Annotated in this window: 25 protein-coding genes; 6 read left to right on the forward strand and 19 right to left on the reverse strand. The window is 67.4% G+C overall.

Annotated features, from left to right (window positions below; genetic code table 11):
• Positions 1–396: 396 nt before the first annotated feature.
• The gene (locus BAC01S_RS17095) at positions 397–2,691 is read right to left on the reverse strand and encodes an NADP-dependent malic enzyme (RefSeq protein WP_027795874.1); all 2,295 of its coding nucleotides are present in this window, start codon (positions 2,689–2,691) and stop codon (positions 397–399) included.
• Between the two features lie 201 nt (positions 2,692–2,892).
• On the opposite strand from BAC01S_RS17095, the gene thiL reads away from it, so the two are divergent.
• The 4 genes from thiL to BAC01S_RS17115 are packed head-to-tail and all read left to right on the forward strand — an operon-like array spanning position 2,893 to position 5,598.
• Positions 2,893–3,900 carry a thiamine-phosphate kinase gene (thiL, locus tag BAC01S_RS17100; protein ID WP_027795875.1) on the forward strand — a complete coding sequence of 336 codons (1,008 nt, stop codon included), beginning with the start codon at positions 2,893–2,895 and terminating at the stop codon, positions 3,898–3,900.
• The gene (locus tag BAC01S_RS31590; RefSeq protein ID WP_027795876.1) at positions 3,890–4,465 is read left to right on the forward strand and encodes a phosphatidylglycerophosphatase A family protein; all 576 of its coding nucleotides are present in this window, start codon (positions 3,890–3,892) and stop codon (positions 4,463–4,465) included. The genes thiL and BAC01S_RS31590 overlap by 11 nt, the downstream gene beginning before the upstream one ends.
• A 41-nt stretch (positions 4,466–4,506) precedes the next feature.
• Positions 4,507–5,007, forward strand: coding sequence for a CinA family protein (locus tag BAC01S_RS17110; protein WP_027795877.1), 501 nt, complete (start codon positions 4,507–4,509; stop codon positions 5,005–5,007).
• 54 nt (positions 5,008–5,061) lie between these two features.
• Positions 5,062–5,598 carry a cupin domain-containing protein gene (locus BAC01S_RS17115; protein ID WP_027795878.1) on the forward strand — a complete coding sequence of 179 codons (537 nt, stop codon included), beginning with the start codon at positions 5,062–5,064 and terminating at the stop codon, positions 5,596–5,598.
• 16 nt (positions 5,599–5,614) lie between these two features.
• Here the strand turns inward: BAC01S_RS17115 and pyrF are convergent, their stop codons facing one another.
• The 14 genes from pyrF to BAC01S_RS17185 all read right to left on the reverse strand — a co-directional run bounded on the left by pyrF (position 5,615) and on the right by BAC01S_RS17185 (position 20,303).
• Positions 5,615–6,430, reverse strand: a complete 816-nt coding sequence (pyrF, locus tag BAC01S_RS17120) for an orotidine-5'-phosphate decarboxylase (RefSeq protein WP_027795879.1) — start codon at positions 6,428–6,430, stop codon at positions 5,615–5,617.
• Between the two features lie 54 nt (positions 6,431–6,484).
• Positions 6,485–7,639, reverse strand: a complete 1,155-nt coding sequence (locus BAC01S_RS31595) for an aldose 1-epimerase (RefSeq protein ID WP_043202579.1) — start codon at positions 7,637–7,639, stop codon at positions 6,485–6,487.
• 240 nt (positions 7,640–7,879) lie between these two features.
• Entirely contained in the window at positions 7,880–8,782 is a 903-nt protein-coding gene (locus BAC01S_RS17130; RefSeq protein ID WP_027795880.1) for an SMP-30/gluconolactonase/LRE family protein, read from the reverse strand.
• A complete protein-coding gene (locus BAC01S_RS17135; protein WP_027795881.1) occupies positions 8,779–9,579 on the reverse strand; it encodes an SDR family NAD(P)-dependent oxidoreductase in 801 nt (266 codons plus the stop codon). The genes BAC01S_RS17130 and BAC01S_RS17135 overlap by 4 nt, the downstream gene beginning before the upstream one ends.
• Positions 9,580–9,598: 19 nt before the next feature.
• Positions 9,599–10,627: an L-arabinose ABC transporter permease AraH gene (araH, locus tag BAC01S_RS17140; RefSeq protein ID WP_027795882.1), complete on the reverse strand. Its 1,029-nt coding sequence runs from the start codon at positions 10,625–10,627 to the stop codon at positions 9,599–9,601.
• 23 nt (positions 10,628–10,650) lie between these two features.
• Entirely contained in the window at positions 10,651–12,162 is a 1,512-nt protein-coding gene (araG, locus tag BAC01S_RS17145) for an L-arabinose ABC transporter ATP-binding protein AraG (RefSeq protein WP_027795883.1), read from the reverse strand.
• 116 nt (positions 12,163–12,278) lie between these two features.
• Positions 12,279–13,286 (reverse strand): arabinose ABC transporter substrate-binding protein, encoded by a 1,008-nt coding sequence (locus tag BAC01S_RS17150; protein WP_027795884.1) that lies wholly within the window; start codon positions 13,284–13,286, stop codon positions 12,279–12,281.
• 150 nt (positions 13,287–13,436) lie between these two features.
• A complete protein-coding gene (locus BAC01S_RS17155) occupies positions 13,437–14,216 on the reverse strand; it encodes an SDR family oxidoreductase (protein WP_027795885.1) in 780 nt (259 codons plus the stop codon).
• Entirely contained in the window at positions 14,213–14,914 is a 702-nt protein-coding gene (locus BAC01S_RS17160; protein ID WP_027795886.1) for a 2-dehydro-3-deoxy-6-phosphogalactonate aldolase, read from the reverse strand. The genes BAC01S_RS17155 and BAC01S_RS17160 overlap by 4 nt, the downstream gene beginning before the upstream one ends.
• Before the next feature lie 48 nt (positions 14,915–14,962).
• A complete protein-coding gene (locus BAC01S_RS31600; RefSeq protein WP_043202626.1) occupies positions 14,963–15,991 on the reverse strand; it encodes a 2-dehydro-3-deoxygalactonokinase in 1,029 nt (342 codons plus the stop codon).
• Positions 15,992–16,023: 32 nt separating this feature from the next.
• Positions 16,024–16,953 (reverse strand): IclR family transcriptional regulator, encoded by a 930-nt coding sequence (locus BAC01S_RS17170; protein ID WP_027795887.1) that lies wholly within the window; start codon positions 16,951–16,953, stop codon positions 16,024–16,026.
• Positions 16,954–17,370: 417 nt separating this feature from the next.
• A complete protein-coding gene (locus BAC01S_RS17175; RefSeq protein ID WP_027795888.1) occupies positions 17,371–17,760 on the reverse strand; it encodes a RidA family protein in 390 nt (129 codons plus the stop codon).
• Positions 17,761–17,825: 65 nt separating this feature from the next.
• A complete protein-coding gene (locus tag BAC01S_RS17180; protein WP_027795889.1) occupies positions 17,826–19,325 on the reverse strand; it encodes an N-acyl-D-amino-acid deacylase family protein in 1,500 nt (499 codons plus the stop codon).
• Positions 19,326–19,355: 30 nt separating this feature from the next.
• Positions 19,356–20,303 (reverse strand): MurR/RpiR family transcriptional regulator, encoded by a 948-nt coding sequence (locus BAC01S_RS17185; protein ID WP_027795890.1) that lies wholly within the window; start codon positions 20,301–20,303, stop codon positions 19,356–19,358.
• A 106-nt stretch (positions 20,304–20,409) separates the two neighbouring features.
• Here BAC01S_RS17185 and BAC01S_RS17190 point away from each other — a divergent pair, with 106 nt between their 5' ends.
• A complete protein-coding gene (locus BAC01S_RS17190; RefSeq protein ID WP_027795891.1) occupies positions 20,410–21,702 on the forward strand; it encodes an amino acid deaminase in 1,293 nt (430 codons plus the stop codon).
• Positions 21,703–21,734: 32 nt separating this feature from the next.
• Here BAC01S_RS17190 and BAC01S_RS17195 read toward each other — a convergent pair whose 3' ends face one another.
• Positions 21,735–22,196, reverse strand: a complete 462-nt coding sequence (locus BAC01S_RS17195; protein WP_027795892.1) for a MarR family winged helix-turn-helix transcriptional regulator — start codon at positions 22,194–22,196, stop codon at positions 21,735–21,737.
• A 35-nt stretch (positions 22,197–22,231) separates the two neighbouring features.
• Entirely contained in the window at positions 22,232–23,827 is a 1,596-nt protein-coding gene (locus BAC01S_RS17200) for an MDR family MFS transporter (RefSeq protein WP_027795893.1), read from the reverse strand.
• A gap of 96 nt (positions 23,828–23,923) precedes the next feature.
• Here BAC01S_RS17200 and BAC01S_RS17205 point away from each other — a divergent pair, with 96 nt between their 5' ends.
• A complete protein-coding gene (locus BAC01S_RS17205) occupies positions 23,924–24,793 on the forward strand; it encodes an EcsC family protein (protein ID WP_027795894.1) in 870 nt (289 codons plus the stop codon).
• On the opposite strand, the gene BAC01S_RS17210 is transcribed toward BAC01S_RS17205, so the two are convergent.
• Complete coding sequence (locus tag BAC01S_RS17210; protein ID WP_027795895.1) at positions 24,763–25,728, reverse strand: alpha/beta hydrolase; 966 nt, start codon at positions 25,726–25,728, stop codon at positions 24,763–24,765. The genes BAC01S_RS17205 and BAC01S_RS17210 overlap by 31 nt on opposite strands.
• Before the next feature lie 43 nt (positions 25,729–25,771).
• On the reverse strand, positions 25,772–26,206 hold the full coding sequence (locus BAC01S_RS17215; protein WP_027795896.1) for a CHRD domain-containing protein: 435 nt from the start codon (positions 26,204–26,206) through the stop codon (positions 25,772–25,774).
• Positions 26,207–26,227: the final 21 nt, after the last annotated feature.

The raw sequence follows: 26,227 nt of genomic DNA on the forward strand, positions 1-26,227 counted from the left end.
AGCAACCGTTGCCAGTGCCGCAAGAGCCGTGACTGCCGCCACCCTGCGAATACTGCCAAAACAATGACTTAGGCCAGTGGACTCAGCCACTACGTTGCGTACCGTCCGAGCCACCTTTTTACGCAGCCCCATGCGCGCCATCTATCCGGTTCCCGCTCGTTGGTTCCTGCGTTCGACGACCATGAAAGGTGTAAGGGTATCGCTAAAGCCCCCTGGAAGCAACGTTCGCCAGGCCACCATACCCGCTCATTGACGGGACACAAGTGCCGGACTGGTAAATTTTACAATTGCGAACGTTTGTCAAACGAAGACCGGATAGACCGGTTCGGCACGCTGCGGGGGCCGCGCAGGGGTCGCGATCGACGGAAGTCGACACCCGCGCCCCCATGCGGCAAATCAACGCGCCGCGTTCACGTCCGCAACGAGCAGCGCCGCCATGTTGACGATGCGGCGCACCGTGGCCGAAGCCGTCAGCACATGCACGGGCTTCGCCGCACCCAGCAGGATCGGGCCGATCGCGATGTTGTTGCCCGCCGCCGTCTTGAGCAGGTTGTACGAAATGTTCGCCGCGTCGATGTTCGGCATGATGAGCAGGTTCGCGTCGCCCTCGAGCGTCGACTCGGGCAGGATTTCCTTGCGCAGGTTCGCGTCGAGCGCGACGTCGCCGTGCATCTCGCCGTCCACATGCAGGTCGGGCGCGCGGTCCTTGAGGATCTCGAGCAGGTCGCGCATCTTCTGCGCGGAAGCCGCGTTGCTCGAACCGAAGTTCGAGTGCGAGCACAGCGCGATTTTCGGCTCGATGCCGAAACGGCGCACTTCCTCGGCGGCCATGATCGTGATTTCGGCGAGCTGCTCGGGCGTCGGGTCGACGTTCACGTGCGTATCGACGATGAAAATCTGGCGGTTGGGCAGCACGAGGCCGTTCATCGCCCCGTACACGTTGCAGCCTTCCTTCTTGCCGATCACCTGGTCGATGAAGTGCAGATGGCGGTGCGTCGTGCTGACCGTGCCGCAGATCATGCCGTCGGCCTCGCCCTTCTCCACGAGCATCGCGCCGATCAAGGTGGTGCGGCGGCGCATTTCGAGCTTCGCCATCTGCTGCGTGATGCCCTTGCGCGCCATGAGCTTCGCATAGGCCTGCCAGAACTCGCGGTAGCGCTCGTCGTGATCGGTATTGACGACCGTGTAGTCCTGCCCCGCGACAAGACGCAGGCCGCAGCGCGCGATGCGCTGTTCGATCACCGCCGGGCGGCCGATCAGGATCGGCTTCGCAAGCTTTTCGTCGACGATGATCTGCACCGCGCGCAGGATGCGCTCCTCTTCGCCTTCGGCGAGCACGATGCGCTTGTTCTCCGGCGCGGCAGCACGCGCGAGCTGGAAGATCGGCTTCATCGTCGTGCCGCTGTGGTAGACGAATTGCTGCAGGTGCTGCTGGTAGGCGTCCATGTCTTCGATCGGCCGCGTCGCGACGCCCGAATCCATGGCCGCTTTTGCCACGGCCGGCGCGATCTTGACGATCAGGCGCGGATCGAAAGGCTTCGGGATCAGGTACTCGGGACCGAACTGCAGATCCTGGATGCCGTAGGCCGTCGCGACCACGTCGCTCTGCTCCTGACGCGCCAGTTCCGCGATCGCGTTCACCGCTGCGATTTCCATCTCGCGCGTGACCGTGGTCGCGCCCACGTCGAGCGCGCCGCGGAAGATGAACGGGAAGCACAGCACGTTGTTCACCTGGTTCGGGTAATCGGTGCGGCCCGTGGCGAGCACCGCGTCCGGGCGCACGCCGAGCGCGAGCTCGGGCAGGATTTCCGGCGTGGGGTTCGCGAGCGCGAGAATCAGCGGCTTCGCGCCCATCTGCTTGACCATCTCGGGCTTGAGCACGCCGCCCGCGGAAAGGCCGAGGAAAATGTCGGCGCCTTCCATCACTTCGGCAAGCGTGCGCGCGTTCGTCTCGCGCGCGAAACGCTCCTTGTCCGGGTCCATCAGTTCCGTGCGGCCCTTGTAGACCACGCCCGCCAGATCCGTGACGATGATGTTTTCCAGCGGCAGGCCCAGGTCCACGAGCAGGTCGAGGCACGCCAGCGCCGCGGCGCCCGCGCCCGAGGCCACGAGCTTCACTTCCTTGATGTCCTTGCCGACCACCTTCAGGCCGTTCGTGACCGCCGCCGCCACGACGATGGCCGTGCCGTGCTGGTCGTCGTGAAAGACGGGAATCTTCATGCGCTTGCGGCACTCGCGCTCCACGATGAAGCAATCCGGCGCCTTGATGTCTTCGAGGTTGATGCCGCCGAAGGTGGGTTCGAGCGCGGCGATCACGTCCACGAGCTTGTGCGGGTCGGACTCGTTGAGCTCGATGTCGAACACGTCGATGCCGGCGAACTTCTTGAAGAGCACGGCCTTGCCTTCCATGACCGGCTTGGAGGCAAGCGGCCCGATGTTGCCAAGCCCCAGCACCGCGGTGCCGTTCGACACGACGCCCACCAGATTGCTGCGCGCCGTGAAGCGCGCGGCATTGAGCGGATTCTCGACGATCGCCTCGCACGCGAACGCCACGCCCGGCGAATACGCCAGCGACAGATCGCGCTGGTTGATCATCTGCTTGGTCGGCGCGATGGCGATCTTCCCGGGGGTGGGGAATTCGTGATAGTCGAGGGCGGCTTCGCGGAGTTTGTTCGTGGCGGGATTCGACATGGGAGGGGGAGGCTGAGGGGGAGATTAGAATGGCTACTCGAACGCATTGTAGCGCCAATTCCGGGGACGATTCCTTTCAGTTCGGGCGTAGGTGCCGCGACTGAAATGGCGCGAAAAGCGCGCTTTTTGCGGGTGTCTCCACGCCTGCTTGAACGCCTGCTTCAGAGTCCTTTCATATCGTTTTCTCATCGCCCTTTCGACATGCTTTCCGAGTTCTCCCTGATCGACCGGTATTTCGCGAAGCGCGCCCGCGCGAACACGCGCCGCGCGGCGCTCGGCATCGGCGACGACTGTGCGCTGATCGCGCCGCCCGCCGGCGAAATGCTGGCCATTTCGACGGACATGCTCGTGGAAGGCCGCCACTTCCTGCCCGACGTCGATCCGCACGCGCTCGGCCACAAGGCGCTCGCCGTGAACCTCTCGGACCTCGCCGCGATGGGCGCCGCGCCGCTCGGCTTCACCCTTGCGTTTTCCTTGCCGAAGCCGCGCGAAGACTGGCTTGCCGCCTTCAGCGCGGGACTCTTCGAGCTGGCCGACCGCTACGATTGCGAGCTGATGGGCGGCGATACGACAGCGGGGCCGCTCAATCTCTGCATTACGGTGTTCGGCTCCGTGCGTCAGGATGTCGCACTTCGTCGCGACGCCGCGCGACCGGACGACGACATCTGGGTTTCCGGCACGCCCGGCGACGCGCGCGCGGGGCTGGGCGTGCTGCGCGGCGAACCCGGCATGGCCCAGGTGAGCGCCGGCGATGCCGCCGTGTTGCGCCGCGCGCTGGAATACCCCGAGCCGCGCATCGCGCTCGGGCTCGCGCTGCGCGGCGTGGCGCGCGCGGCGCTCGATGTCTCGGACGGCCTCGCCGGCGACCTGCTGCATATCCTCGAACGCTCGAAGGTCGGCGCGCGCATCGACGTCGACGCGCTGCCGCGCTCGGCGGCGCTCGCGCGCCTGCCGCTTGCCACGCAGCGCCAGTGCACGCTGGCGGGCGGCGACGACTACGAGCTCTGTTTCACGGCGCCGCCCGCGGTGCGCGGGGCCGTCGAGGCAGCGGCGCAACAGGCCGGCGTGCGCGTGACGCGCATCGGTACAATAACTTCCCTTGACCCGGCCGATGTGACCCGCGCGGCGCCGACCCTCGCGTGGCACGACGGCTCCGGCGCGCCGCTCAACCTGACGCTGCAAGGCTTCGACCACTTCCATGCCGACTGACCCCACGCCGTCGCCCGCCGACGACCTGTCCGCAGCCGGACATCCGGCCGCCGCAGCGCCGCCCGTGGCCCGCCCCGCGGGTCCGCGCCGCGCCGACGCGCCGTTCATGCTGACGCACCCGCTCCACCTCCTCTCGCTCGGCTTCGGCTCGGGGCTCTCACGCATCGCGCCGGGCACGGCCGGGACGCTCTTTGCATGGGCGTCGTTCGAGGTGCTGAACCGCTACCTCACGGTGCTCGACTGGGGTTTGCTGATCCTCGTGGGCTACTTCGCCGGCATCGTCATCACGGACTTCACCGCGAAAAAGCTGCGCGCCGAGGATCCGTCCGCCATCGTCTGGGACGAGATCGTCGCGTTCTGGCTCGTGCTGCTGATGGTCACGCCCGCCGACTTCAAGGGCAAGCTGCTGGCGTTCGTCGTGTTCCGCTTCTTCGACATGGTCAAGCCGCCGCCGATCCGCTATGTCGAGCGCCGCTTCAAGGGCGGCTTCGGCATCATGCTCGACGACCTCGTCGCCGCCTTCTTCACGCTGCTCGTAATCGCGCTGTGGCGCATGTCGGTCTGATCCGCCGCGCCCGCCCCTCACGCTCACCGGGTTACCCGAGAATGCCTACCGATTCCGTCCTCCACCAACTCGCCATCCGCGTCGGCAACAAGCTGCGCGAGAGCCGCATCATGCTCGCCACCGCCGAATCGTGCACGGGCGGCATGATCGCCACGGCGATCACCGACATCTCGGGCAGCAGCGGCTGGTTCGAGCGCGGCTTCGTCACCTATTCGAACCAGGCGAAGAGCGAAATGATCGGCGTGCCCGCCGAGATGATCGAAAAGCATGGCGCCGTCAGCGAGCCCGTCGCGCGCGCGATGGCCGAAGGGGCGCTCTCCAACAGCCGGGCACAGGTTTCGCTCTCGGTCACCGGCGTGGCCGGACCGGGCGGCGGCACGCCCGACAAGCCGGTCGGCATGGTGTCGTTCGGCTGGAGCAATCGCCTGCACACGAGCGTCGAAACGCTCGTCTTCAAGGGCGACCGCGAGCAGATTCGCGTGCAGGCGGCAGCGCACGCGCTGCGCGGGCTCCTCGCACTGATCGACGAACAGGAACGGTAAGCGCGGACGCGGCATACTGGGCGGCCGGCGCACACGCACAGGAGAGGCACCGCCATGGCCAGCGCGAACACCGCAGTCGACGAACTGATCCGCCACTTCGGGCTCGAACCGCATCCCGAAGGCGGTTACTACAGCGAAACCTACCGGTCGGACAAGCTCGTGCGGCGCGAACATGCGCCGGCGAGCGACGGCACGCGCGCCGCGTCCACGGCCATCTACTTCCTGCTTGCGGACGGCGCCTATTCGGCGTGGCACCGCATCCGCTCCGACGAGCTCTGGCATTTTTACGCGGGCTCGCCCGTCGAAATCCATTCGATCGACGAGCGCGGCGTGCTCTCCACGCGCAAGCTGGGCCACGCGCTCGATCATCCCGGCACGGTATTCCAGGCCATGGTGCCCGCGGGCCACTGGTTCGCGGCGCGCTGCTGCGATCCGTCCACCTGGGCGCTCGTCGGCTGCACGGTCGCGCCGGGTTTCGAATTCAGCGAGTTCGAGATTGCCGACGTCGATGCCCTGACCGCGAAGTTCCCCTTGCATCGGGCGATCATCGAGTTGCTCGGGAAGCCCGCGGCCGTGGCAAAGAAAGCCTGATCGGCCGCCGCGCGCGTTAGCGGAACGCGTTGATGCGATCGCGCGTCTCTTTGGCAGCCGTTGCGGCCGCCTGCGCGTAGTCTTCGCCCTTGCTCGCGTAGATGATCGCGCGCGAGGAATTGATCAGCATGCCCGTGCCGTTCGCCGTGCGGCCGGCCTTCACGGTCGACTCGACGTCGCCGCCCTGGGCGCCGATGCCGGGAATCAAGAGCGGCATCTCGCCCACGATCTCGCGCACCGCTTCGATCTCCTTCGGGAACGTCGCGCCCACCACGAGGCCAAGCTCGCCGCTCGCATTCCACTTCTGCGCCGCCAGCGAGGCCACGACCTGGTACAGCGGCTTGCCGTCCACGGCGAGGAACTGCAGGTCGGAGCCGCCCGGATTCGAGGTGCGGCACAGCACGATCACGCCCTTGCCCGGGTGGGCGAGCCACGGCTCGATGGAGTCGAAACCCATATAGGGGTTGACCGTCACCGCGTCGGCCTTGAAGCGCTCGAAGGCTTCGCGCGCGTACTGCTCGGCGGTGCTGCCGATGTCGCCACGCTTGGCGTCGAGAATCACGGGCAGGCCCGGATGCTTTGCGTGGACGTGCGCGATCAACGCCTCGAGCTGGTCTTCGGCCCGATGCGCGGCAAAGTAGGCGATCTGCGGCTTGAACGAGCATGCGTACGCAGCCGTCGCATCGACGATGTCGCGGCAAAACTCGAAAATCGCGTCGCTGCGGCCGGCCAGCGCCGCCGGGAACTTCGAAGGCTCGGGGTCGAGGCCCACGCAAAGCAGCGAGCCGGTGCGCTGCCAGGCAGCGCTCAGGGTCTGGGTGAAGGAAGTCATGATGAAAGGCTCGCGGCGAGCGCCTGTGCGATAGAAAGGAAAACGGCGCGTATTTTAACCGGCGCGCGCCGCCTTGCTTTCCCGCGCCCCCGCCCTGCCTCGCGCGCCGAGGCGGTGCGGCCCCGCCGCCGCGCGCATGTCGAGGCGCTCCACCGTGAAGGCGAAGCGACGCACGAGGCGCTCGCCCCGCGCGAGCACGGTCATGCCGTTCGCATCGCCGCCGCCCCTCAGATTCACCGCATTGATCGGATGATCGACGGGCTCGAAGCAAAAGAAGTCCTTGCCCGGCGGCGTATAGAGCACGTAATAGTCGGTGTTGGCGTAAATCGACAAAGACAGCCGCCGGCGCTCCCACACCACCGCGGCGCGCCCGCTCCAGCCGCTGAACGCGTGATTCACAAGCTGCTCGGGCAGCGGATACGCCACGCCGAACTGCCAGGCGGGCGGCGCGGGCACGTGGCGCACCGGCAGCCAGTCCTCGCCCGAAAGCCACACGCCGCTTGCCGGCGCGGAAAGCTCGGTTCTGGCGTCGCGCGCGAGGAAAGGATGCACGCCGAGCCCGAAGGGCAATGCGTCGCGGCCGGTGTTCTCCACTTCGAGCATGATGGCGAGCGTCGCGCCCTCGAGCGCGTAGGTCAGCGCCGCGCGATAGGCGTAGGGCTCGCCCCCGCTGCGGTCGAGCACGAGCCGCACGCGCTCGCGCTCGGCGCTTTCGATACTCCATGGCGCGAGCCAGCCGTCACCGTGAATCGGCATCGGTTCGCCGGCGCGATTGCGCGGCACTTCGACATTGCGGCCGCCGAAGTGAAAGCGGCCTTCGCCTATCCGGTTCGAATACGGCAGCAACGGGTAGCACGCGAGCTCGTTCGGATCCATGCGCGCGCTCACGTGCTCGCAGCGGCGAAACACCGGTTCGAGCGCGCCTTCGCTGCGCCAGTCGAAGCGCGTGATCCCGCCGCCCAGCTGCGGGGCGACATCGAGCCGGAGATACGCGTTCGCGAGCGTCACGCAGGCCACATCGCTCACGCCCGCCGCGCCGATCGCGACCGCCGACGTGCTCGGGCCGGGCATAACGGGATGCGTGGCGGCTTCGAGCCGCGCGCGGCGCGCGGCGGCGGGGGAGCTCGGCGAAGGCAGGGGAGAGGCTGTCGCGCCGCGAGCGGCGCTGGAACGGGTGGGTCGACGCACGGCGGGATTGACGACGCTCATGTGTGGCTCCTGGAGAGGCATGTTGATTGCCGCCCCACATTCGCGTGAGGCGGCTCACCGCAAACCTGCCGATGCCGCGCAACGCGAGAAAACCGGCGGCCGCTTCTTGTATTCGCCCTTCTACCTCGGGTCATCCTGGCAAGTCCAACAGCACACTTCCGATCGACTGCATCTGTTGCCGGAGAACAACGAATGTTCGTTCGTTTGTAGTACGTACCGCATTCAATGGCGGGGATGTCGTCAAACGCGGCGGCGGCCCCGAAACAGCGGTTCCGCCAGGCCCGTGCGGCCGGTCTTCGCCGCGAACACCCCGCCGGCAGCCGGGTCGCCCGCGAGCGCGGCCTCGTCCATTTCGGCCCGCGCGCTCGTCACGTACAGCGTGTCCAGCAGCGCACCGCCGAGCGTAACGCAGCTAGGCTGTGCTGTGGGAATCTTTACGCGCCCGGTTTCCAAACCATTGACACCGTAACGAACCACGCGCGCGCCGCCCCATTGCGCGTTCCAGAGGCCGCCTTCGGCATCCACGGTCGAGCCGTCGGGTACGCCGGTCGCGTCCGCGAGCGTGGTGAACGCCCGGTCGTTTGCAATCGTTCCGTCCGCGCCGTAGTCGCACGCGCGAATCTCGCGCGTGGGCGAATCGCAGTAGTACATCGTCCCGCCGTCCGGGCTGAACGCAATGCTGTTGGAGATCGCGGGCGCGGGCAACGGCAGGCGCTCGAGCGTCAGATCGGCATCGAGGCGGTAGAAGCCGCCAATTGCCTGCAGCGGCTCGCCCTCGTGCTTCGTGCCGAACACGAAACGGCCCTGGCGGTCGCAGCGTCCGTCGTTCAGGCGCGTGGGCACGCCGGGCTCGACTTCCGTGATCGTTTCGATGGCCCCCGTCGCGAGATCGAAGAACGCGAGCCGCGACGCCAGCCCAAGCAGCAGCACGCCCTCGTCCTCGCAAAGCGCAAAGCACGCGAGCCGCTCGGGCATCTCCCATGTCACGTGCGAACCGTCGCGCGGGTCGTAGCGCGACAGGCGCGCGCCTTCGATATCGGTCCAGTACAGGCGGCCGCTGCGCGCGCACCACGTCGCCCCTTCGCCCAGGGTGTTCCGGGCCGGCACGACCAGTTCGGCCGTAGCCGCTCCTTCCGCGCTCATGCCCAGCCTCCGTCCACGACAATATCCTGCGCCGTGATCATGCGGCTGTCGTCGGCGGCGAGGAAGAGCGCCATGCGCGCGAGGTCCTCGGGCAGCAGCTCGGCGTCGATGCACTGGCCGCGCTTGATCGACTCGCGGCCTTCGTCGGTGAGCCACAGGCGCCGCTGCTTCTCGGTCATGACCCAGCCCGGCACGAGCGTGTTCACGCGAATGCCGAAGCGCCCGAGATCCTTCGCGAGGCCGCGCGTGAGGCCCTGCACCGCCGACTTGCACATCGTGTAGACCGGAAAGTCGGCTTGCTTGAGCATCCAGCTGATCGATCCCATGTTGATGATGGAGCCGGCGTGTGCGGCCTTCATGTCCTCCGCAACGGCCTGCGCGGCAAAGAGCTGGTGCCGCACGTTCACCGCGATGCCTTCTTCGAACGATTGCGGCGTAACGTCCGCGAGCGCGTGACGGCGATCGTTCGCCGCATTGTTCAGGAGTACCTGGATCGGGCCGTGCGCCGCCTTCACGTCGGCGATGGCGGCACGCAGCGCATCGATGTCGGTGAGGTCGCAGGTCACGAAGAGCGGCTTGTGGCGGGAGTCGCCCAGCGAGTCCGCGAGCGCCACGCCCGCGCTCGTGTCGATGTCGAAGAAGCCCACGCGCGCGCCCTGCGCGGCGAAGTGCTCGACGAACGAGGCGCCGATGCCGGTCGCGCCGCCCGTCACGAGGACGACGCGGTCGACGAGGCTCGGGTAGCGCGCATACGGTTCGTGCGCGTGGCGTGCGACGGCATTGGCGGGGGACGTCATGGTTCGGCTTCCTTAGTGGTTAGTCGCGTGCGCCGCGGTTCTTCAACTGGTCGAGCAGCACGGCCGCCAGCAGGATCGCGCCGCGCACGAGGTACTGATAGAACGCGTCGATGTTGAGCAGGTTCATCACGTTCTCGACCGTGCCCATGATCAGCACGCCGATCACCACGCCCGAAATCGTCGCGCGGCCGCCCAGCAGCGAGACGCCGCCCAGCACGCAAGCCGAAATCACGTTCAGCTCGAAGCCTTCGGCCGCGTTCGGCTGGCCCGAGGTGATGCGCGAAGCGAGGATCACGCCGGCGAGCGCCGTGACCGCGCCCTGGATCAGGAAGATCCAGACCCGCGTGCGCTCGACGTTGATACCCGCGAGGCGCGAGGCCTCGGGATTGCCGCCGATGGCGAGCGTGTTGCGGCCGTACACCGTGTGATTGAGCATCACGCCGAACATGATGAAGCAGATGAGCGTGACCCAGATCGGCAGCGAAACGCCGAAGAACGTCAGGTTGCCGAGCGCGATGAACGTATCCGACGACACGCCCACGGCCTGCCCGTGCGAGACGATGAAGCCGAGGCCGCGCACGATCTCCATCGTGGCGAGCGTGGTGATCAGCGCGTTGATCCGCAGGTAAGCGATCACCGCGCCGTTGACGAAGCCGATGGCGGCGCCCGCGGCCACGGCCGCAGCCATCGCAATGAACGTGTTGTTCGTCGCGTTGAGCACCATCGCGCAGAGCACGCCCGCGAACGCGACCGTCGAGCCCACGGAAAGGTCGAAGTCGCGCGAGGCGAGACAGAACATCATCGTGCAGGCCACCATGCCGATCTGCGAGACCGAGAGGGCAAGGCCCAGCATGTTCTCGATCGAGAAGAAATGGTCGACGGTCAGCGACATCACGACGAACATGACCACGAAGATCACGATCAGGCTGTACTCCGTGATCTGCTGCCACCACTTCTGCTTGTCGCTGGCTTGCGGTATCAGCGCTTCGGCAACCGTCTTCGCAGTGGTTTGCGCAGATTCGGCCGCCAGGTTTTCTCTTGCTTGCATTTCAGTCACTCCTCCCCGTCCACTCATGCGGCCAACGCCTGCTCGCGCTTCGGCAGCGCAAGGTCCAGCACCGCGTGTTCGCTCGCCGCGCTGCGCGGCAACTCACCCGAAATACGGCCTTCGCGCATCACGACGATGCGGTCCGACACGCCGAGCACCTCGGGCAATTCCGATGACACCATCACGATCGCGCAGCCGCGCGCCGCGAGCTGGTAGATCACGTTGTAGATTTCGTGCTTCGCGCCGACGTCGATGCCGCGCGTCGGCTCGTCGAGTATCACGACCTTCAGCTCCGGCTCCGCGAGCCAGCGCGACAAGATGGCTTTCTGCTGGTTGCCGCCCGAAAGAAAGCGGATCTTCTGGCGGCGATGCGGCGTCTTGATCTTCAGGAGCTTGATGAAGCGGTCGGCCGTTTCGGCTTCCTTCTTGCGGTCGAGAAACACGCCCGCGCGCAGGAAGTGCCGGCGGCAGCTGATGTTGATGTTCTCGGAGACCGACGCCATCGCGACGATGCCCTGCTCCTTGCGGTCCTCGGGGCACAGCACGATGCCGTGACGGATCGCGTCGCCGGCGCTCTTCACCTTGATGCTCTTGCCGTCCAGCACGATCTCGCCGGCGCGGCGCTTGTGCGTGCCGTACACGAGCTGCATGAGCTCGCTGCGCCCCGCGCCGACGAGCCCGAAGAAGCCGACGATCTCGCCCGCCTTCACCTCGAAGCTCGCCGGCCCGGCAAGCGGATGACCTTCCACGCCGCGCACCGCGAAGCGCACGTCGCCGAGTTCGCGCGGCGTGTAGTTGTAGATGTCGCTGATCTCGCGCCCCACCATCTCGGCCACGATCGTCTCGCGCTTCACGCCGTCGAGCGTTTCGTGCGAGGCCACCTTGCGGCCGTCGCGGAAGATCGTGCAGGCATCGCACAGCTCGTAGATCTCGTCCATGCGGTGCGAGATATAGATCAGCGCGCGGTTATCGGCGCGCAGCTCGCGCACGAGCTTGAACAGCACTTCGGTCTCGCGGTGCGAGAGCGAGCTCGTGGGCTCGTCGAGTGCGATCACGCGCGCGTTGCGCAGGAGTGCCTTGCAAATCTCCACCATCTGGCGCTGCGCGATGGAGAGCTTGCGCAGCTTCGCGGCGGGATCGAGATCGACGCCCATCGCCGTCAAGCGCTCGCGCACGAACTTGCGCGCCTCGCCGCGCTTGACCCAGCCCAGCGCATTCGGCAGCGCGCCCAGCAGCAGATTTTCGGCGACGGTCAGATCCGGCACGTACTGCAGTTCCTGGTGGATCACGGCGATACCCGCGCCAATCGACGCCGCAGCGTCCGGAAAGCGCACTTCGTTGCCGTCCACGAGAATGCGGCCCGAGTCCGGCTGATACTCGCCGCCCAGGATCTTGAGCAGCGTGGACTTGCCCGCGCCGTTCTCGCCCATGAGGCCGTGCACCTGGCCCGAATGCACGTCGAACGAAACGCCGTCCAGCGCGCGCACGCCCGGGAACACCTTGCCGATATTGTCAAAACGCAGTGTCGCTGACACTTCGGTTTCCTCTCATTCGATACGCCGCTTCACAGCCGGCGCGCCCGCATGGGGTCATGCGGTGCGCGCCGGCGGCGGGCGGCGGGAAACGCTCAACTCAAGCGCGGTTCACGCGCTTACTTCGCGGCGAGACCCATCTGCTCGCGCACCTGGTTCACGTTGTCGCGCGTGGCCAGCATCCCGGTCGTCAGCGTGAGCAGCGGCGGTTCCTTGCCTTGCGTGATCCACGCGTACATCAGTTCCGAGGTTTCCTCGCCGTGGCGCTTCGGGCTGATGATCACGGTGCCGTAGAAGCCGGTCGGCGCGGGCTTCTTGAACTCGTTCAACGCCGAGTCCGATCCGCCGATGCCGATGCCGATCATGTTGTCGGCCTTGAAGCCGCGGCCTTCCGCTGCGCGCACGGCGCCCAGCACGGCTTCGTCGTTCAGGCCGTAGGCCACCCAGTGCTTGAACTGCGGGTTCTTCGTGAGCGCGATGTTGGCGGCGTTGAAGGCGTTTTCCGTATCGGTCTTGGCCTGCGGCGCGGCGATGATGTTCGCCTTCGGGAAGCCCGCGGCCACGAGCGCGTCGGTCGCGCCGCTCGTGCGGTCATGCGCGGTCGGCAATTGCTCGTAGGTCACGTCGATCGCGCCCACGTCCTTCATGTCCCAGCCGCGCTTCTTGATCTCGGCGGCAATGCCCTCGCCCACCTGCTTGCCGATGTTGTACGCGGAGATGCCCATGTGCGGCACCGACTCGATCGGCTTGCCCGAACCGTCGACAAGACGGTCGTCCACGGTCATCATCTTGAGGTTGTCGGCCTTCGCCTTGGCCACGATGCCCGGTCCGAGCTTGACGTCAGGCGTGCAGATGATGAAGCCCTGGGCCTTCTGCGCAGCCAGGTTGTCGATCGCGCTCATCACCTTCTCGCCCGACGGCGCGCCGATCTTCACGAGCGTGAAGCCATCCTTCTTGGCGGCCATCTCGGCGAACTTCCACTCGTCCTGGAACCACGGCTCTTCGGGCTGCTTCACGAGAAAGCCGATCTTTACCTCGTCTGCAGCCTTCGCGACCGGCGCCTCTGCCAGTGTCGCGCTTGCAGCAACCGCGGCAGCCATCAGCGTCAGAAAGATGCGTCGTTGCATGTTGTCAGTCTCCTGTCTTCTTCGTTCACGGGAAGGGTCGGCCGCTTGTTCTTCTCCCCGCCGCGGCGCGCGGCCAGCGCGTCGGCGGATTCCTGAGAATTCTTGCGTATTCCTGTCTATGCCTCGAAGCCCGCGCGTCAATCTCTCGCTTCAATCGTGATAGAGCGCGGTGCGCCCGCCGTCGATCGTGATGCAGGTCGCGTTGATGAACGGCGCCTCGTCCGAAGCGAGGAACACCGCCGTCATGGCCACTTCCTCGGGGCGGCCGATGCGCTTCATCGGCGGCAGCGCCAGCGTGGCTTCGCGCGCAGCTTCCGGATCGGCTTGCGAGTCCCACCAGTCGCGTGTGAGCTGCGTTTCGACGTAGCCCGGCGCGATCGCATTCACGCGCACGTTCTTCGGCGCGTATTCGATGCCGAGCGCGCGCGTGAGGCCCAGCACGCCATGTTTCGCCACCGGGTACGGAAAACAGCCCGGGATGATCTGGAACGCGTGCGTCGACGCGATGTTCACGATGCTGCCGGCGCCGCGCTCGACCATGCCCGGCAGCACGGCGCGGCAGCCGTTCCACACGCCGTCCAGATCCACCGCGAAGCAGCGCCGCCAGTCGTCATCGGTCATGGCGAGCGGGTCGGCGAATACGTTGATGCCTGCGTTGTTCACCAGCACGTCCACGGGACCGAATGCGCGCGCGGCTGCGTCCACCGCCGCGCGCACCGACGCGGCTTGCGTGACGTCGGTCTGCACCGCCAGCACTTTCGCGGTGCCATGTTGCGCGGCGATCTCGCGCGCCGTGGCTTGCGCGGTTTCGCCGTCGAGCTCCGCGAGCACGACGGCCGCGCCTTCGGCCGCGAACGCCCGCGCGATCGCGGCGCCGATACCGCGCCCGGCGCCGGTCACGAGCGCGACCTTGCCAGCCAGCCGGTTCACGCCGCCGCTCCGCGGCCCGCGCGAGCGGCCGCTTCCTGCGTCGCCTGCCAGCCCGCCACGAAGGCCTGCGCGTTCGCGCGCGTCGTGGCCGCGTCCTGGCCCGGCTTGTACAGCGCCGAACCGAGCCCGAAGCCGCTCGCGCCCGCCGCGAGCTGCGGCCCCATGTTGTCCGGCTTCACGCCGCCCACCGGCAGCAGCGGCACGACGAGCGGAATCACCGCGCGCCACGCCTTCGTCACGGCCGGCCCAAGCTGCTCGGCCGGGAACATCTTCAGCGCGTCCGCGCCGTGCTTCAGCGCGGCGAACGCCTCGGTCGGCGTCGCGACACCGGGCACGCACGCCATGCCCTGCAACTTTGCCGCGAGCACGACGTCGACGTCGGCGTGCGGCATCACGATCAGCTCGCCGCCCGCAGCCTTCACGTCTCGCACGCGCTCGGTGGTAAGCACCGTGCCGGCGCCGATCATCGTGTCTGCGGGAAGCGCCGCGCGCAGGGCCGCGATGCTGTCGAGCGGCTTGGGCGAATTCAGCGGCACTTCGATCAGCCGGAAGCCGGCCTCGTAGAGCGCGCGGCCGTGGTCGGCGGCTTCGGCGGGCGTAATGCCGCGCACGATCGCGACCATCCGGCACGCGCCGAATGCGGTCACGAAACCGGCATGAGGCGTATAGGGAGCAGGCAGATTCAGTTCGGATTCCATATCGTGTTCCAAGGTTCGCCGTCTGGACTCATAACACGCAGGTCAGGTTCAACGCCGCGCGGGCTGTGCCGACTGCGCGATCAGGCCGGCCTTCACGGCAACGTGCCACAGTCCGCGCTCGGTCGCCTGCAGCACGAGACGCGCGCGCGTGCAGCCGAACTGTTCGAGCGCGAGCTTATATCGTTCGCACAACGCATCGGCGCCGATCAGCTGCGGCGCGCAGGCCGCAAGCGGCACGTCGCGCCGCGCCAGCGAGGTTTCGAGTCCCAGCAGTTCATGACCGATCACGACGCCCGAGAGGTAGTCGGGTTGTTCGTCGGCCGAAAGCTGCCCCGTGAGGCCGAGCGTGCGCGAGCTGAACGCCGTCGCGAGCAGCCCGGCGCAGCCGTGCTCGCGCGCCACGGTAATGCCGCGCAGGAACGCCGACGTGTCCGGCTCCACGGGCCGCTTCATCGTGCGGCCGAGTATCGTGTGTGCCGTGAGCGCCGCGTAGACCTCGCCGGTCATGAAGGTGTAAAAGCGCGCAATGCGGCCTCCCTCCACCACGACCCACTTGGCGTGCGTGCCGGGCAGCCCGATCAGCGCGGTCTGCCGCGCATCGGTTTCCGCCGGATCGGACAAGGCGCCGAAAACCTGGGTTTCCTCGCCGCGCATGACGTTCGGCAACGCGCCTTGCTCCAGCACGCCCGGCACGACGGTCAGCAAAGCGCCGCGCGCCGTGCGGACGCTGACGACACCCGCCACGAGCGCATCGACGCTGGCCGGTGTCTCGACGTAGGGCGCCTGCACCCAGCCCTGCGCGCTGCCCACCATGCCGGCCGCGATCACCGGCAGCGCGGGCGCCTCCGCGAGCCATACGCCGCAGGCTTCGTCGAATGCTTCGTCGAACCCGCCCTCTTCCGCCGGCACCGGCAGATTCATGATTCCGGCCGTCGAAACGCGGGTTGCGAGCACTTCGCCGTTGGCGTCGAACAGATAGGCGCGCAGCGAGGTCGTGCCCCAATCGAGCCCGATCAACGCCGCGCGCGCGGCGACGCCGGTTTCCTGCGCGCCCTGCTCCACCGTTGCATCCCCCATTACGCCTCCCGTTGCATCTTTTTCGCGCGCCTTCATCGGCGGATCCTGCGCGCGGCAGGCTGCGGCGCGCGCCAGCCGAGTTCCTGCGAAATCGCACGGGCCTCGCGCTGCACGACGGGAATCAGTTCGTCCATGCGTTCGAGCGGCATGTACGGAATCGTGCTCGCCACCGAAAGCGCGGCCACGATCGCGCCCGACGCGTCGCGCACCGGCGCCGCAACGCAGCGGATGGAAATTTCGTTCTCCTCGAGATCGAACGTATAGCCGCCTGCCGCATAGCTCGTCATGCGCCTCAGGAAGGTATCCGGATCGAGGCTGTGGTCGGGCCGGAAGCTCACGCCGGCGAGCGCCTGGCGCGAAGCGTCGAACAGCGAGCGCCACGACGTGGGCTCGAGGTCGAGCATCATCGCCTTGCCAATGCCCGTCGAGGCGAGCGGCATGCGGTGGCCCACGCGCGAGCGCATTTCGAGGCCGCGCTGGCCGGGAATCTTATCGATGTAGAGCACGTCGTCGCCGTCACGCACGCCAAGGTGAATCGTGTCGAGCGTCTCGCCGGCGAGCGACTCCAGATGCGTGCGCGCGACCGCCGTGAGCGGCATCTGTTCGAGCGCGATGGTGCCCAGTTCGATCAGCTTCGGACCGAGCAGATAGCCGCCCTGCACCTGGCGCAGATAGCGCGCCTGCACGAGGCTGGACACGAGACGATGCGTCGTGCTGCGCGTCGTGCCCAGCACCGCGCCGAACGAGCGCAGGTCGCGCACGCCGGCCGCGGCGGCTTCGAGGATGGCGAGACCGCGCAGCAGCGTCTGCGTGCCGGCCTGCGAGGCGCCGTCGAGCAGCGTGGCGGGCAGGCCGATCTCGTCGGAGCCGGCGCGGATCTTCCTGGCGGCGGGCTTGCTGTCGGCTTCGTGCGCGTCGTCGGGCAGACGCGCGGCAAGGCTGGAGGACATCGCTTTGTTCATGGCAGGGCAACGAATGAGCGGTGGAAGCGGATCCGGAACGGTGCGACGCGGCTTCAGGCGCCGCGGCTGCCGAGAGACGGGAGGCAGCGGCGCGGGGAGGCGCCCCGGTAGGACGTGAGCGGCATAGCGCCCAACGCTTGCACGATCATGACGATGTCTCCGAATCTTGTGTGGCTTGCCGCTCGCGGCCAGCTCATTCTGGTCTGGGTTCCGGGCGGCGCCGTTGTTTTGCGGCGCTGCCTGCCGGTTGGTCTGGATTGTAGGTCTGTTTTTTCCTGATCTCCAATATGTGAATGTACTGCTCATATATTGGGAGTTGACCTTGCGTGCCGATACGGCGAAAAAAAACGGCCCTCGTTGTCCGAGGGCCGCCTTTCAGGCATGCCGTCTTGCGAGCCCCTGCGCGGGGCCCACCGGTCACTTGCCGGCCGGCGCCTTGTACGCCACGCAGTCGATCTCGACCTTGCAGTCCACCACCATGCTCGACTGCACGCACGCACGCGCCGGCGGATGCTCGCCGAAATACTCGCGAAACACCTTGTTGAACGACTGGAAGTCGCGCGCGTCGTCGAGCCAGACGCCGCAACGCACCACGTGCTCCGCGCCGTAGCCCGCTTCCTTCAGGATAGCGAACAGATTCTGGATGGCCTTGCGCGATTGCTCGACGATGCCGCCGTTGATCACCTCGCCGCCTTCCATCGGCGTCTGGCCGGATACGTACAGCCAGCCGTCGGCTTCCACCGCGCGCGCGAACGGCAAATGCTGGCCGCCCTGGCCCTTGCCGCCTTCCGCTCCAATTCGTTTCATCGTTTGCTCCTTGTAGATCGTTCGGCGCGCCGCGCAAGCGCCGCACCGGGGTCGAAATTCGTGACTCAGAATGCCGCGGGTTCGGCTTGCGCCGCGTGCGTGTCGCCTGTCTGGCGCGCGCCCCGCGCAACGAAATGGCCTGCCCGCGTTCCGGTCGGCGTGCCGTCGCAATACGACAGCACGCCGTTCACCCACACCGCGTCGATGCCTTGCGCCACCTGCTGCGGCTCTTCGAACGTCGCCGTATCGCGCACCGTTGCCGGATCGAACAGCACGAGGTCGCCGTGCCAGCCCACGCGGACTTCGCCGCGCTTGTCCAGCCCGAAGCGGCGCGCCGAAAGGCCCGTCATCTTGCGCACCGCTTCTTCGAGCGGAATCAGTGCCGCATCGCGCGCGTAGTGTCCTAGCACGCGCGGAAACGCCCCCCACAGCCGCGGATGCGGCAGCGGATCGTTCGGCAGGCCGTCCGAGCCCACCATCGTCGCCGGATGCGAGAGGATACGGCGCACGTCGTCCTCGGACATGTTGTGATACACCGCGCCCGCGGGCTGCAGGCGCTTCGCGGCCTCCTGCTGCGAGACGCCCCACCCGGCCGCGATGTCCTTGACGAGCTTGCCGGCCTGCTCGGGGTGCGGCGTGGACCAGGTGATCGTGATGTCGATGTCGCCCGTCACCTGCCTGAGGTCGAGCGTGGACGAACTGCGGCTGTACGGATAGCAGTCGCAGCCCACCGGCTGATACTTGCGCGCGCCTTCGAGCGACGCCAGCACCTCGCCGCTGCGCCCCCAGTTCGAAGGCCCCGCGCACTTCAGGTGCGAGATGACCACCGGCACGCGCGCGTGGCGGCCGATGTGATACGCCTCGTTCATGGCGTCGAGAATCGCGTCGAACTCCGTGCGCATGTGCGTCGTGTAGAGCGCGCCCGCCGCGGCGAGCGGCTCGGCCAGCGTGGCCACTTCCTCGGTGGAGGCCTCGTAGGCCGAGCCGTAGGCAAGCCCCGTGGAAAGCCCCAGCGCGCCGTGCGCGAGCGCCTCTTCGAGCTGCGCGCGCATGGCGGCGATCTCGCTCGCCGTGGCGGCGCGCTTGAGGTCGTCCATGTGGTTGTTGCGCAGCGCCGTATGGCCGATCAGCGCACCGACGTTCACGGCCGGCCGCGCCGCGTTGACCGCTTCGACATACGCGGAGAACGTGGGGTAGCGAAACGCGTCGCGCTCGCCAAGCAGATTCATCGGGTCGGGCGGATCGCCTTTGAGCGTCACCGGCGAGGCGCTGATCCCGCAATTGCCGACGATCACCGTCGTCACGCCCTGGCTGATCTTCGGCAGCATCTGCGGCGAGCGGATCACGTGGGTGTCGTCGTGGGTATGGACGTCGATGAAGCCCGGCGCGAGCGCGCGCCCGTTGGCCTCCACCACTTCTTCGGCCAGCCAGTTCGAGAGATTGCCGATCGCCGCGATGCGGCCCTCGCGCAACGCCACGTCGCGTTCGACGGGCGGCGCGCCGGTGCCGTCGTAGAGCATGGCGCCGACGATGAGCGTGTCGGCGGCTTCCGGGTGCGAATGCATGGCGGTCTCCCTCTTCTGTCGTCCTGTTTGTCAGTCACCGAGCGGCTGGCGCTCGCCGCCGCCGCGATGCGCGTCGAGCGTGTGCTTCATGCGGCGCAGCAGCTCGCGGGTTTCCTCGGGCTGCGCGAGCGCGAGTTCGGTCACGAGCACGTCGAGCGCCATCATCATCGCGTAACGCGATGACGACGGTTTGTAGATGAAATCGGTCTCGCTCGCGACGATCGGCACGAGGCAGTCGGCGAGCGCGGCGAGCGGCGAAGCGGGCGCGGTGAGCGCGATCACCTTCGCGCCGTAGTCGCGCGCGACGCGGCAACTGTCGATCAATTCGGGCACGCGCCCCGTCACGGAGAGCGCGACGACCGCGCACTCGGGCGACATCGTGCTCGCCACCATGCGCTGCAGCAGACTGTCCTGATACGACGCGACGGGACGGCCGAGCCGCACGAGGCGAAAGCGCATTTCGTCGGCAAGCGCGGTCGAACCGCCGCCCATGCCGAACACGTAGATCATGCGGGCGGCACGCAGCGCGGCCGCCGCTTCGGCGAACGGCGCCTCGCGCAGCAGTTCGTGATTGCGCGCGAGCGCCGCGTGAATTTCGTCGTAGACGCGCGTGGCGAGCGACTCGGACGCTACGCCCTTGCTGCGCCGCCCCGCGCCCTTCGTGCCGGCACCGTCCGCCGCGCCCGCGTACCCCGCGGCCGCACCGCGCAGGAAGCGCTCGCCCACCGCCGCGGCCTGCGCGAGACGCAGCTTCAGCTCGCGCACGTCCGCGCAGCCTACGGCCTTGGCAAAGCGCGTGACCGAGGCGATGCTCACGCCGGCGCGCTGCGCAAGCTCGCCGATGCTCGCACGCGCGGCGCTCGCCAGATCGTCGAGAATCAGCGCGGCGACTTCGCGTTCGGCCGGCCGCAACTCGGGCACACGCCCTGCGATGCGTGTCACGATATCGAAACGGCCGGATTCGGTAGCGGAATTCATCGAACGGACGCTGTTAATAAATAACATTCACGCGGAGATGGTACTTGTGTACCATCGTGCGGTCAATGCCAAACCGTCTGCCAGAAGTGCAATGGAGCGAATGGAAATGAAAGTTACAAACTATCAGGGCGCGACGATCGATCCGAACAGCAAGGGTCTCGGCAACGTGCCGGGCACGAGCATCCAGCTCGTCGACGCCGCGCGCCTCGAATGGAATCTGCTGGACGAGGACGTGAGCCTGCCCGCCGCCGTGCTCTATGCGGACCGCGTCGAGCACAACCTGAAGTGGATGCAGGATTTCGTCACGCGCTACGGCGTGAAGCTCGCGCCGCACGGCAAGACGACCATGGCGCCGCAGCTCTTTCGCCGCCAGATCGAGACCGGCGCGTGGGGCATCACGCTCGCCACGGCGCACCAGACGCGCGCCGCCTATCGCGGCGGCATTGCGCGCGTGCTGATGGCGAACCAGCTGGTCGGCCGCCACAACATGACGATGATCGCCGAGCTGCTGACCGATCCCGATTTCGAATTCTTCTGCCTCGTCGATTCGGTGCAGGGCGCCGAGCAACTGGGCGAATTCTTCCGCGCGGCGCGCCGCACGCTGCAAGTGCTGCTGGAGCTCGGCGTGCCGCGCGGCCGCACGGGCGTGCGCGACACCGATACGCGCCGCGCGGTGGTCGAGGCGATCGGGCGCTATCCCGATTCGCTCAAGCTCGCGGGCGTCGAAATCTACGAGGGCATCCTCAAGGAAGAGAGCGAGGTGCGCACGTTCCTGCGCGACGCCATCAACGTGACGAAAGAGCTGGCCGCGCAAGGCCGCTTCGCGCGCACGCCCGCGCTGCTCTCGGGCGCGGGGTCGGCCTGGTATGACGTGGTCGCGGAGGAGTTCGCGCCGGCGTCGGAGGCCGGCGTGATCGACGTCGTGCTGCGGCCCGGCTGCTACGTAACGCACGACGTGGGCGTCTACAAGCAGGCGCAATCGCAGATCCTCACGCGCAATCCGGTGGCGCGCCAGATGGGCGAGGCACTGCTGCCCGCGTTGCAGCTCTGGGCCTACGTGCAGTCGATTCCGGAGCCGGGGCGCGCGATCATCGGCTTCGGCAAGCGCGACGCGGCATTCGATTCAGGTTTTCCGGAGCCGTCGCGCCACTACCGGCCTTCGCGCGATCGCGCAAAGGGGGCGCCGCCGCGCGAAATCGCGGCGAGCGAGGGCTGGGAAGTGTTCCAGATGATGGATCAGCACGCCTACCTGCAGATTCCGGCCGGCGCCGATATCGAGGTGGGCGACATGATCGCCTTCGACATCTCGCACCCGTGCCTCACGTTCGACAAATGGCGCCAGGTGCTGCTGGTCGATCCGTCGTATCGCGTGACGGAAGTGATCGAGACGTTCTTCTGAGCCGAGGGAAACTCAGGGGAGCGCACGGGCGCTCAGGCGCCGCTGCTCTCCCCGGCTGCGGCCTGTGCGGCGCACGCCTCGCCGATGCGCGCTTCCATCATGCGCAGCGCGCCCGAGAGCGCGGCGAGCGCGTCGTCGGGCAGGGACATCGTCAGGTTCAGGAATGCATTGCGGCGCGGCAGGCTTGCCTCCGTGGCCGCGCGGCCCGCTTCGGTAAGCTTGACGTTCGTGATGCGGTTGTCGCGCGGGTCGGCGCTGCGCTCGATCCAGCCCAGCGACTCCAGCGCCTTCAATTGCCGCGTGAGCGCGCCCGGATCCACGCGCAGGCGCTCGACCAGACGCTTCTGCGACGACTCGCCGTTCTGTTCGTAGAGCGCCAGCAGAATGCGCCAGCGCGGCAGCGGATGACCCACCTGGGTCTCGAACGCGGCCATGAACGTGCGATAAGTCCGTCCGAACTGCTGGACGATGGCAATGCGATCGTGTGTATCCATGTCGTGTTTCGAATGAGAGCCCGGCCGTGTCAGTGTCAGTCCGCGTGGACAACGGGCTCGACCTTGCGGTGCAGCTTGATGGGCGGCACGCGGCGAGTCTGCCAGATCGACACCACCGCAATCGCCGCCGCCATGGCAATGCCCAGATGAATGGCGCCGACCAGCGCCTCGCGGGCGGCCTCCAGCAGCGCCGCCCCGTTGTGCCCCGCGTGCGCGAGGTCGCCTAGCAGCGTGGCCTGCGCGTCGCGGTTGATGAGGATCTGCGGGTCGGCCAGCTGCGGCAGCCAGTGCATGGCGTGATCGGCGTCGAGCGCGCTGCGCACGCCGCTCGCATAGAGATGCGTGACGAGGGTTCCGGTCAGCGCCGTGCCGATCATCCCGCCTATCATCCGCAGCGACTGCAGCAGCGCCGTGGCGATGCCCAGGTGCTCGCGGCCCGCCGTCTGCTGCGCGAACACGGTGAGATTGGGCATCACGAAACCGAGCCCGAGACCGCCGACGATCATGAGCGTCATCAGGAGCGAGCGCGGCGTGCCGCGCGTGGCGACGACCACGGCGAAGCAGGCCGCCGCGATCATCGCGAAGCCGATGTAGAGCATGAGATTCGGATTGCGGATGCGCGAAACGATGCGCCCGTTGGCGATGCTGCCGATCGTGATGAAGACGACGAGCGGCGTGATGACGACGCCCGCCTCCTTCGGCGACATGCCGAAGCCGCCCTGGAACAGCAGCGGCGCGTAGAAAAGCAGCGAGAACATCGTGAAGCCGCCGAGCACCGCCAGCGTGAAGAGCGCATTGAGACTCGGATTGCGGAACATGTCCACGGGCAGAATGGCCTGCGGGCAGCGCAGTTCCCAGCGCCACAGCGCCCAAGCGGCCCCAACGGCCACGACGAGGAGCGCCACGGAGAACACCCCCACGCCGTGCTTCGGCAGCATTTCGACGAAGAGCTGGAGGCTGCCGAGCGCAATCGCAATGAGGAGCGCGCCGGGCCAGTCGAGCCGCATGCGCGCCTCGTGCGCCACCTGGCGCAAATGCGGCAGATAGCGCCAGACGAAGAAGAGCGAAAGGAGCCCCACCGGCAGATTCACGTAAAAGACGGAACGCCAGCCGTAGTACTGCGTGAGAAACCCGCCGAGCGACGGGCCAACGGCGTTGGCGATGCCGAACGCGGAGCTCATGAGCACCTGCCAGCGCAGCCTCACGACCGAATCGGGAAAGAGATCGGGAATGCAGGCAAAGGCGGTGCCGACCAGCATGCCGCCGCCGATGCCCTGCAGGCCGCGCGCGAGGACGAGGAACAGCATGCTGTTGGCCGCGCCGCAGAGCACGGAGGCGCCGGTGAAGACGACGATGGAGGCGATCACGAACGGCTTGCGCCCGTAATAATCGCCGAGCCGGCCAAAAATGGGGACGGTGATGACCGAAGTCAGCAGATAGGACGTGGCCACCCACGCGTAAAGCTCGAATCCGCGCAATTCGGCCACGATGGTCGGCAAGGCGGTGCCGACGACCGTCTGATCGAGCGCGACCAGCATGGTCACGAAGGAAACGCCGAGCATTGCCAGCAGCGATTCCCGGAACGGCAGTACCTGCCCGCTTGAGTGGTGGGCGGCGGTATGAACAGCCATTTTTTGATCCCGCAACGGTTGACGCGTCAAATATTGACCATCATAGCACGGCGCAATCCTCTAAACTGGGCGAACGCCACTCTCGCCGGGAGATTTATGGGGCCACAGTCCGACACCGCCGCCAGCCTCGCTGGCCTCGCCGGAACGCTGTCCGAAGCCGATCTGGCAGCGCTGCGCCGTGCGAAACACCAGCTCGAGAGTCCGCCGCTCGGCATGAAGCTCGCGGCCATTGTCGGCGCACCGATCGAGAAGATGATCGCGCGGCTGCCGACGCTCGCCGGCGACAAGGTCAACGAAGCCACTCAGGCCGCGCTGCGCAAGTGCCTGCAGATCGCGCTCAAGACGCTCGGCAAAGGGGGCAATGGCCTGGCCGGCGAACCCGGCGCGCCGGCCGCGAGGCCCAGCAACCTGCTGCACAAGTTCGCCGTCGCCACGACCGGCGCGGCCGGCGGCGCGTTCGGTCTGTTCGCGCTGCCGGTGGAATTGCCCGTGACGACCACGCTGATGTTCCGCTCGATCTGCGACATCGCGCGCAGCGAGGGCGAGGATCTCGCCCACCCCGACACGCAGTTGCAATGCCTGACGGTATTCGGCATGGGAGGCCGCTCGGCGGCCGACGACGAAGCCGACCTCGGCTATTTCGTCGTGCGCGGCGCGCTAGCGCAGGCGGTGTCGAAGGCGTCCTCGGAGATGGCGACGAAGGGCTTCGCCGCGCATGGTTCGACGGCTTTGCTCAAGCTCATGCAGACCATCGCGACGCGCTTCTCCGTGCAGGTCAGCGAGCAGGTCGCCGCCAAGTCGATTCCGGCGATCGGCGCCGTGCTGGGCGCGATGGTCAACACAGTGTTCATCGATCACTTCCAGCACGTCGCCCACGGCCACTTCGCCATCCGGCGGCTCGAGCGGCGCTACGGCGAAGCCGCCGTGCAGGCCGCCTACGACGCGATCGAAGTCTCGCTCGACTGAGGTCCGCGCGGGCCGGCCGTGCCGGTGCCCGTGACGCGGCGCACGAAACGCGCAGTGTCGTCGAGCGCACGGCGCGCCTCCGGCACGAACGGCGCATAGATGGGCCAAACGTGCGGCTGGCCGCGGGCGACCTCGCATTCGACTGCAACGCCGGCGGCCCGCGCATGGTCGGCTACGCGCAGCGTATCGTCGAGCAGCGTTTCCGTGCTGCCCGCCAGCAGGAAGAGCGGCGGCAGGCCGCGCAGATCGGCATAGACCGGCGACGCATACGGATGCGTCGCGCTCGCTGCCCCAAGATAGAGCGGCGCGACGCGCGCGAACACGTCGCCGCAGAACATCGGATCGCGTCTGTCGTTGCCGCGAAATGAAGCGCCGGTCGTTGCCAGGTCAGTCCACGGCGAATAGAGCACCGCGCCGGCCGGCAAAGGATCGCCCGCATCGCGCAGCGCAACGAGCGTTGCGAGCGCGAGCCCGCCGCCCGCCGAATCCCCCGCAATCACGATCGATGCCGCTGGGCGTCCCGCCGCCAGCAACTGGCGATACGCGGCGAGCGCATCGTCGATTGCGGCGGGAAAGGGGTGTTCGGGAGCGAGGCGATAGTCGAGCGAGAACACGTCGGCTTCGGCGCGCGGCGCGAGGCCGAAGGTGATCGAGCGATGCGTTTGCGGCGAGCAGAAGTAGTAACCGCCGCCATGCAGATAGAGGATCGTGCGCGCTTCACGGCGCCCGTCCGCCTCGTGCACGAGCCACTCGCCGCGCAAAGGCGCGTCGCTGGCGGCGTATTGCTCACGCAGCTGAAAACCGGTGGGCGGCTGTGGCGACCACACCCGCTTCGCGGTATTCGCCCGCACGCGAGCGACATCGATCGGCTCGCGCGTGGCGGGCAGAAAGCGGCGCCGCAGATACCAGCACACCAGCCGGCTCTGCCAGCTCATCAACCGGCCCCCACGGGCAGCCCCTGCGCGCAGGCGCGCGTCGTCAATTCGACGGCAGCACCTGGCCGCGAATCTCCCCGGACGGATTCTGCTCGGTATGAATATTGAAGTACCACTGACCCGCCATGAGATCGGCAGCCTGCTTGTCGTCCAGCTGCGCCGATCCCTTCATCGGGCTTGCCAGGTCGGACTTCGCGATCGGCACCTGCACCTTCGCGTTCTGCCCGACAGGCGCGGGGCCGTGGAAGTGAGCAGCCGTCACGGGACCTGACAGGTCGGCGTAAGTCACCGTCCATTGCAGCTGCTTCGACGACGTGTCGAACGTGGCGTCGAGCTTGCCATGGCCGTGGCTCACGCGCGGCGGGACTTCGCTGGACGGCTGGAGATTGGCCTTGAGGGCGACGGTATCGGCAAAGGCGGCACTTGAGGCGAGGACACACAGGGCGAGAGCGAACTGCAGCGGACGAAGTGCAATCATGGGAGTTCTCCGTTGTCATGG

The organism is Paraburkholderia acidipaludis NBRC 101816 (assembly GCF_000684975.1).
GTDB lineage: Bacteria > Pseudomonadota > Gammaproteobacteria > Burkholderiales > Burkholderiaceae > Paraburkholderia > Paraburkholderia acidipaludis.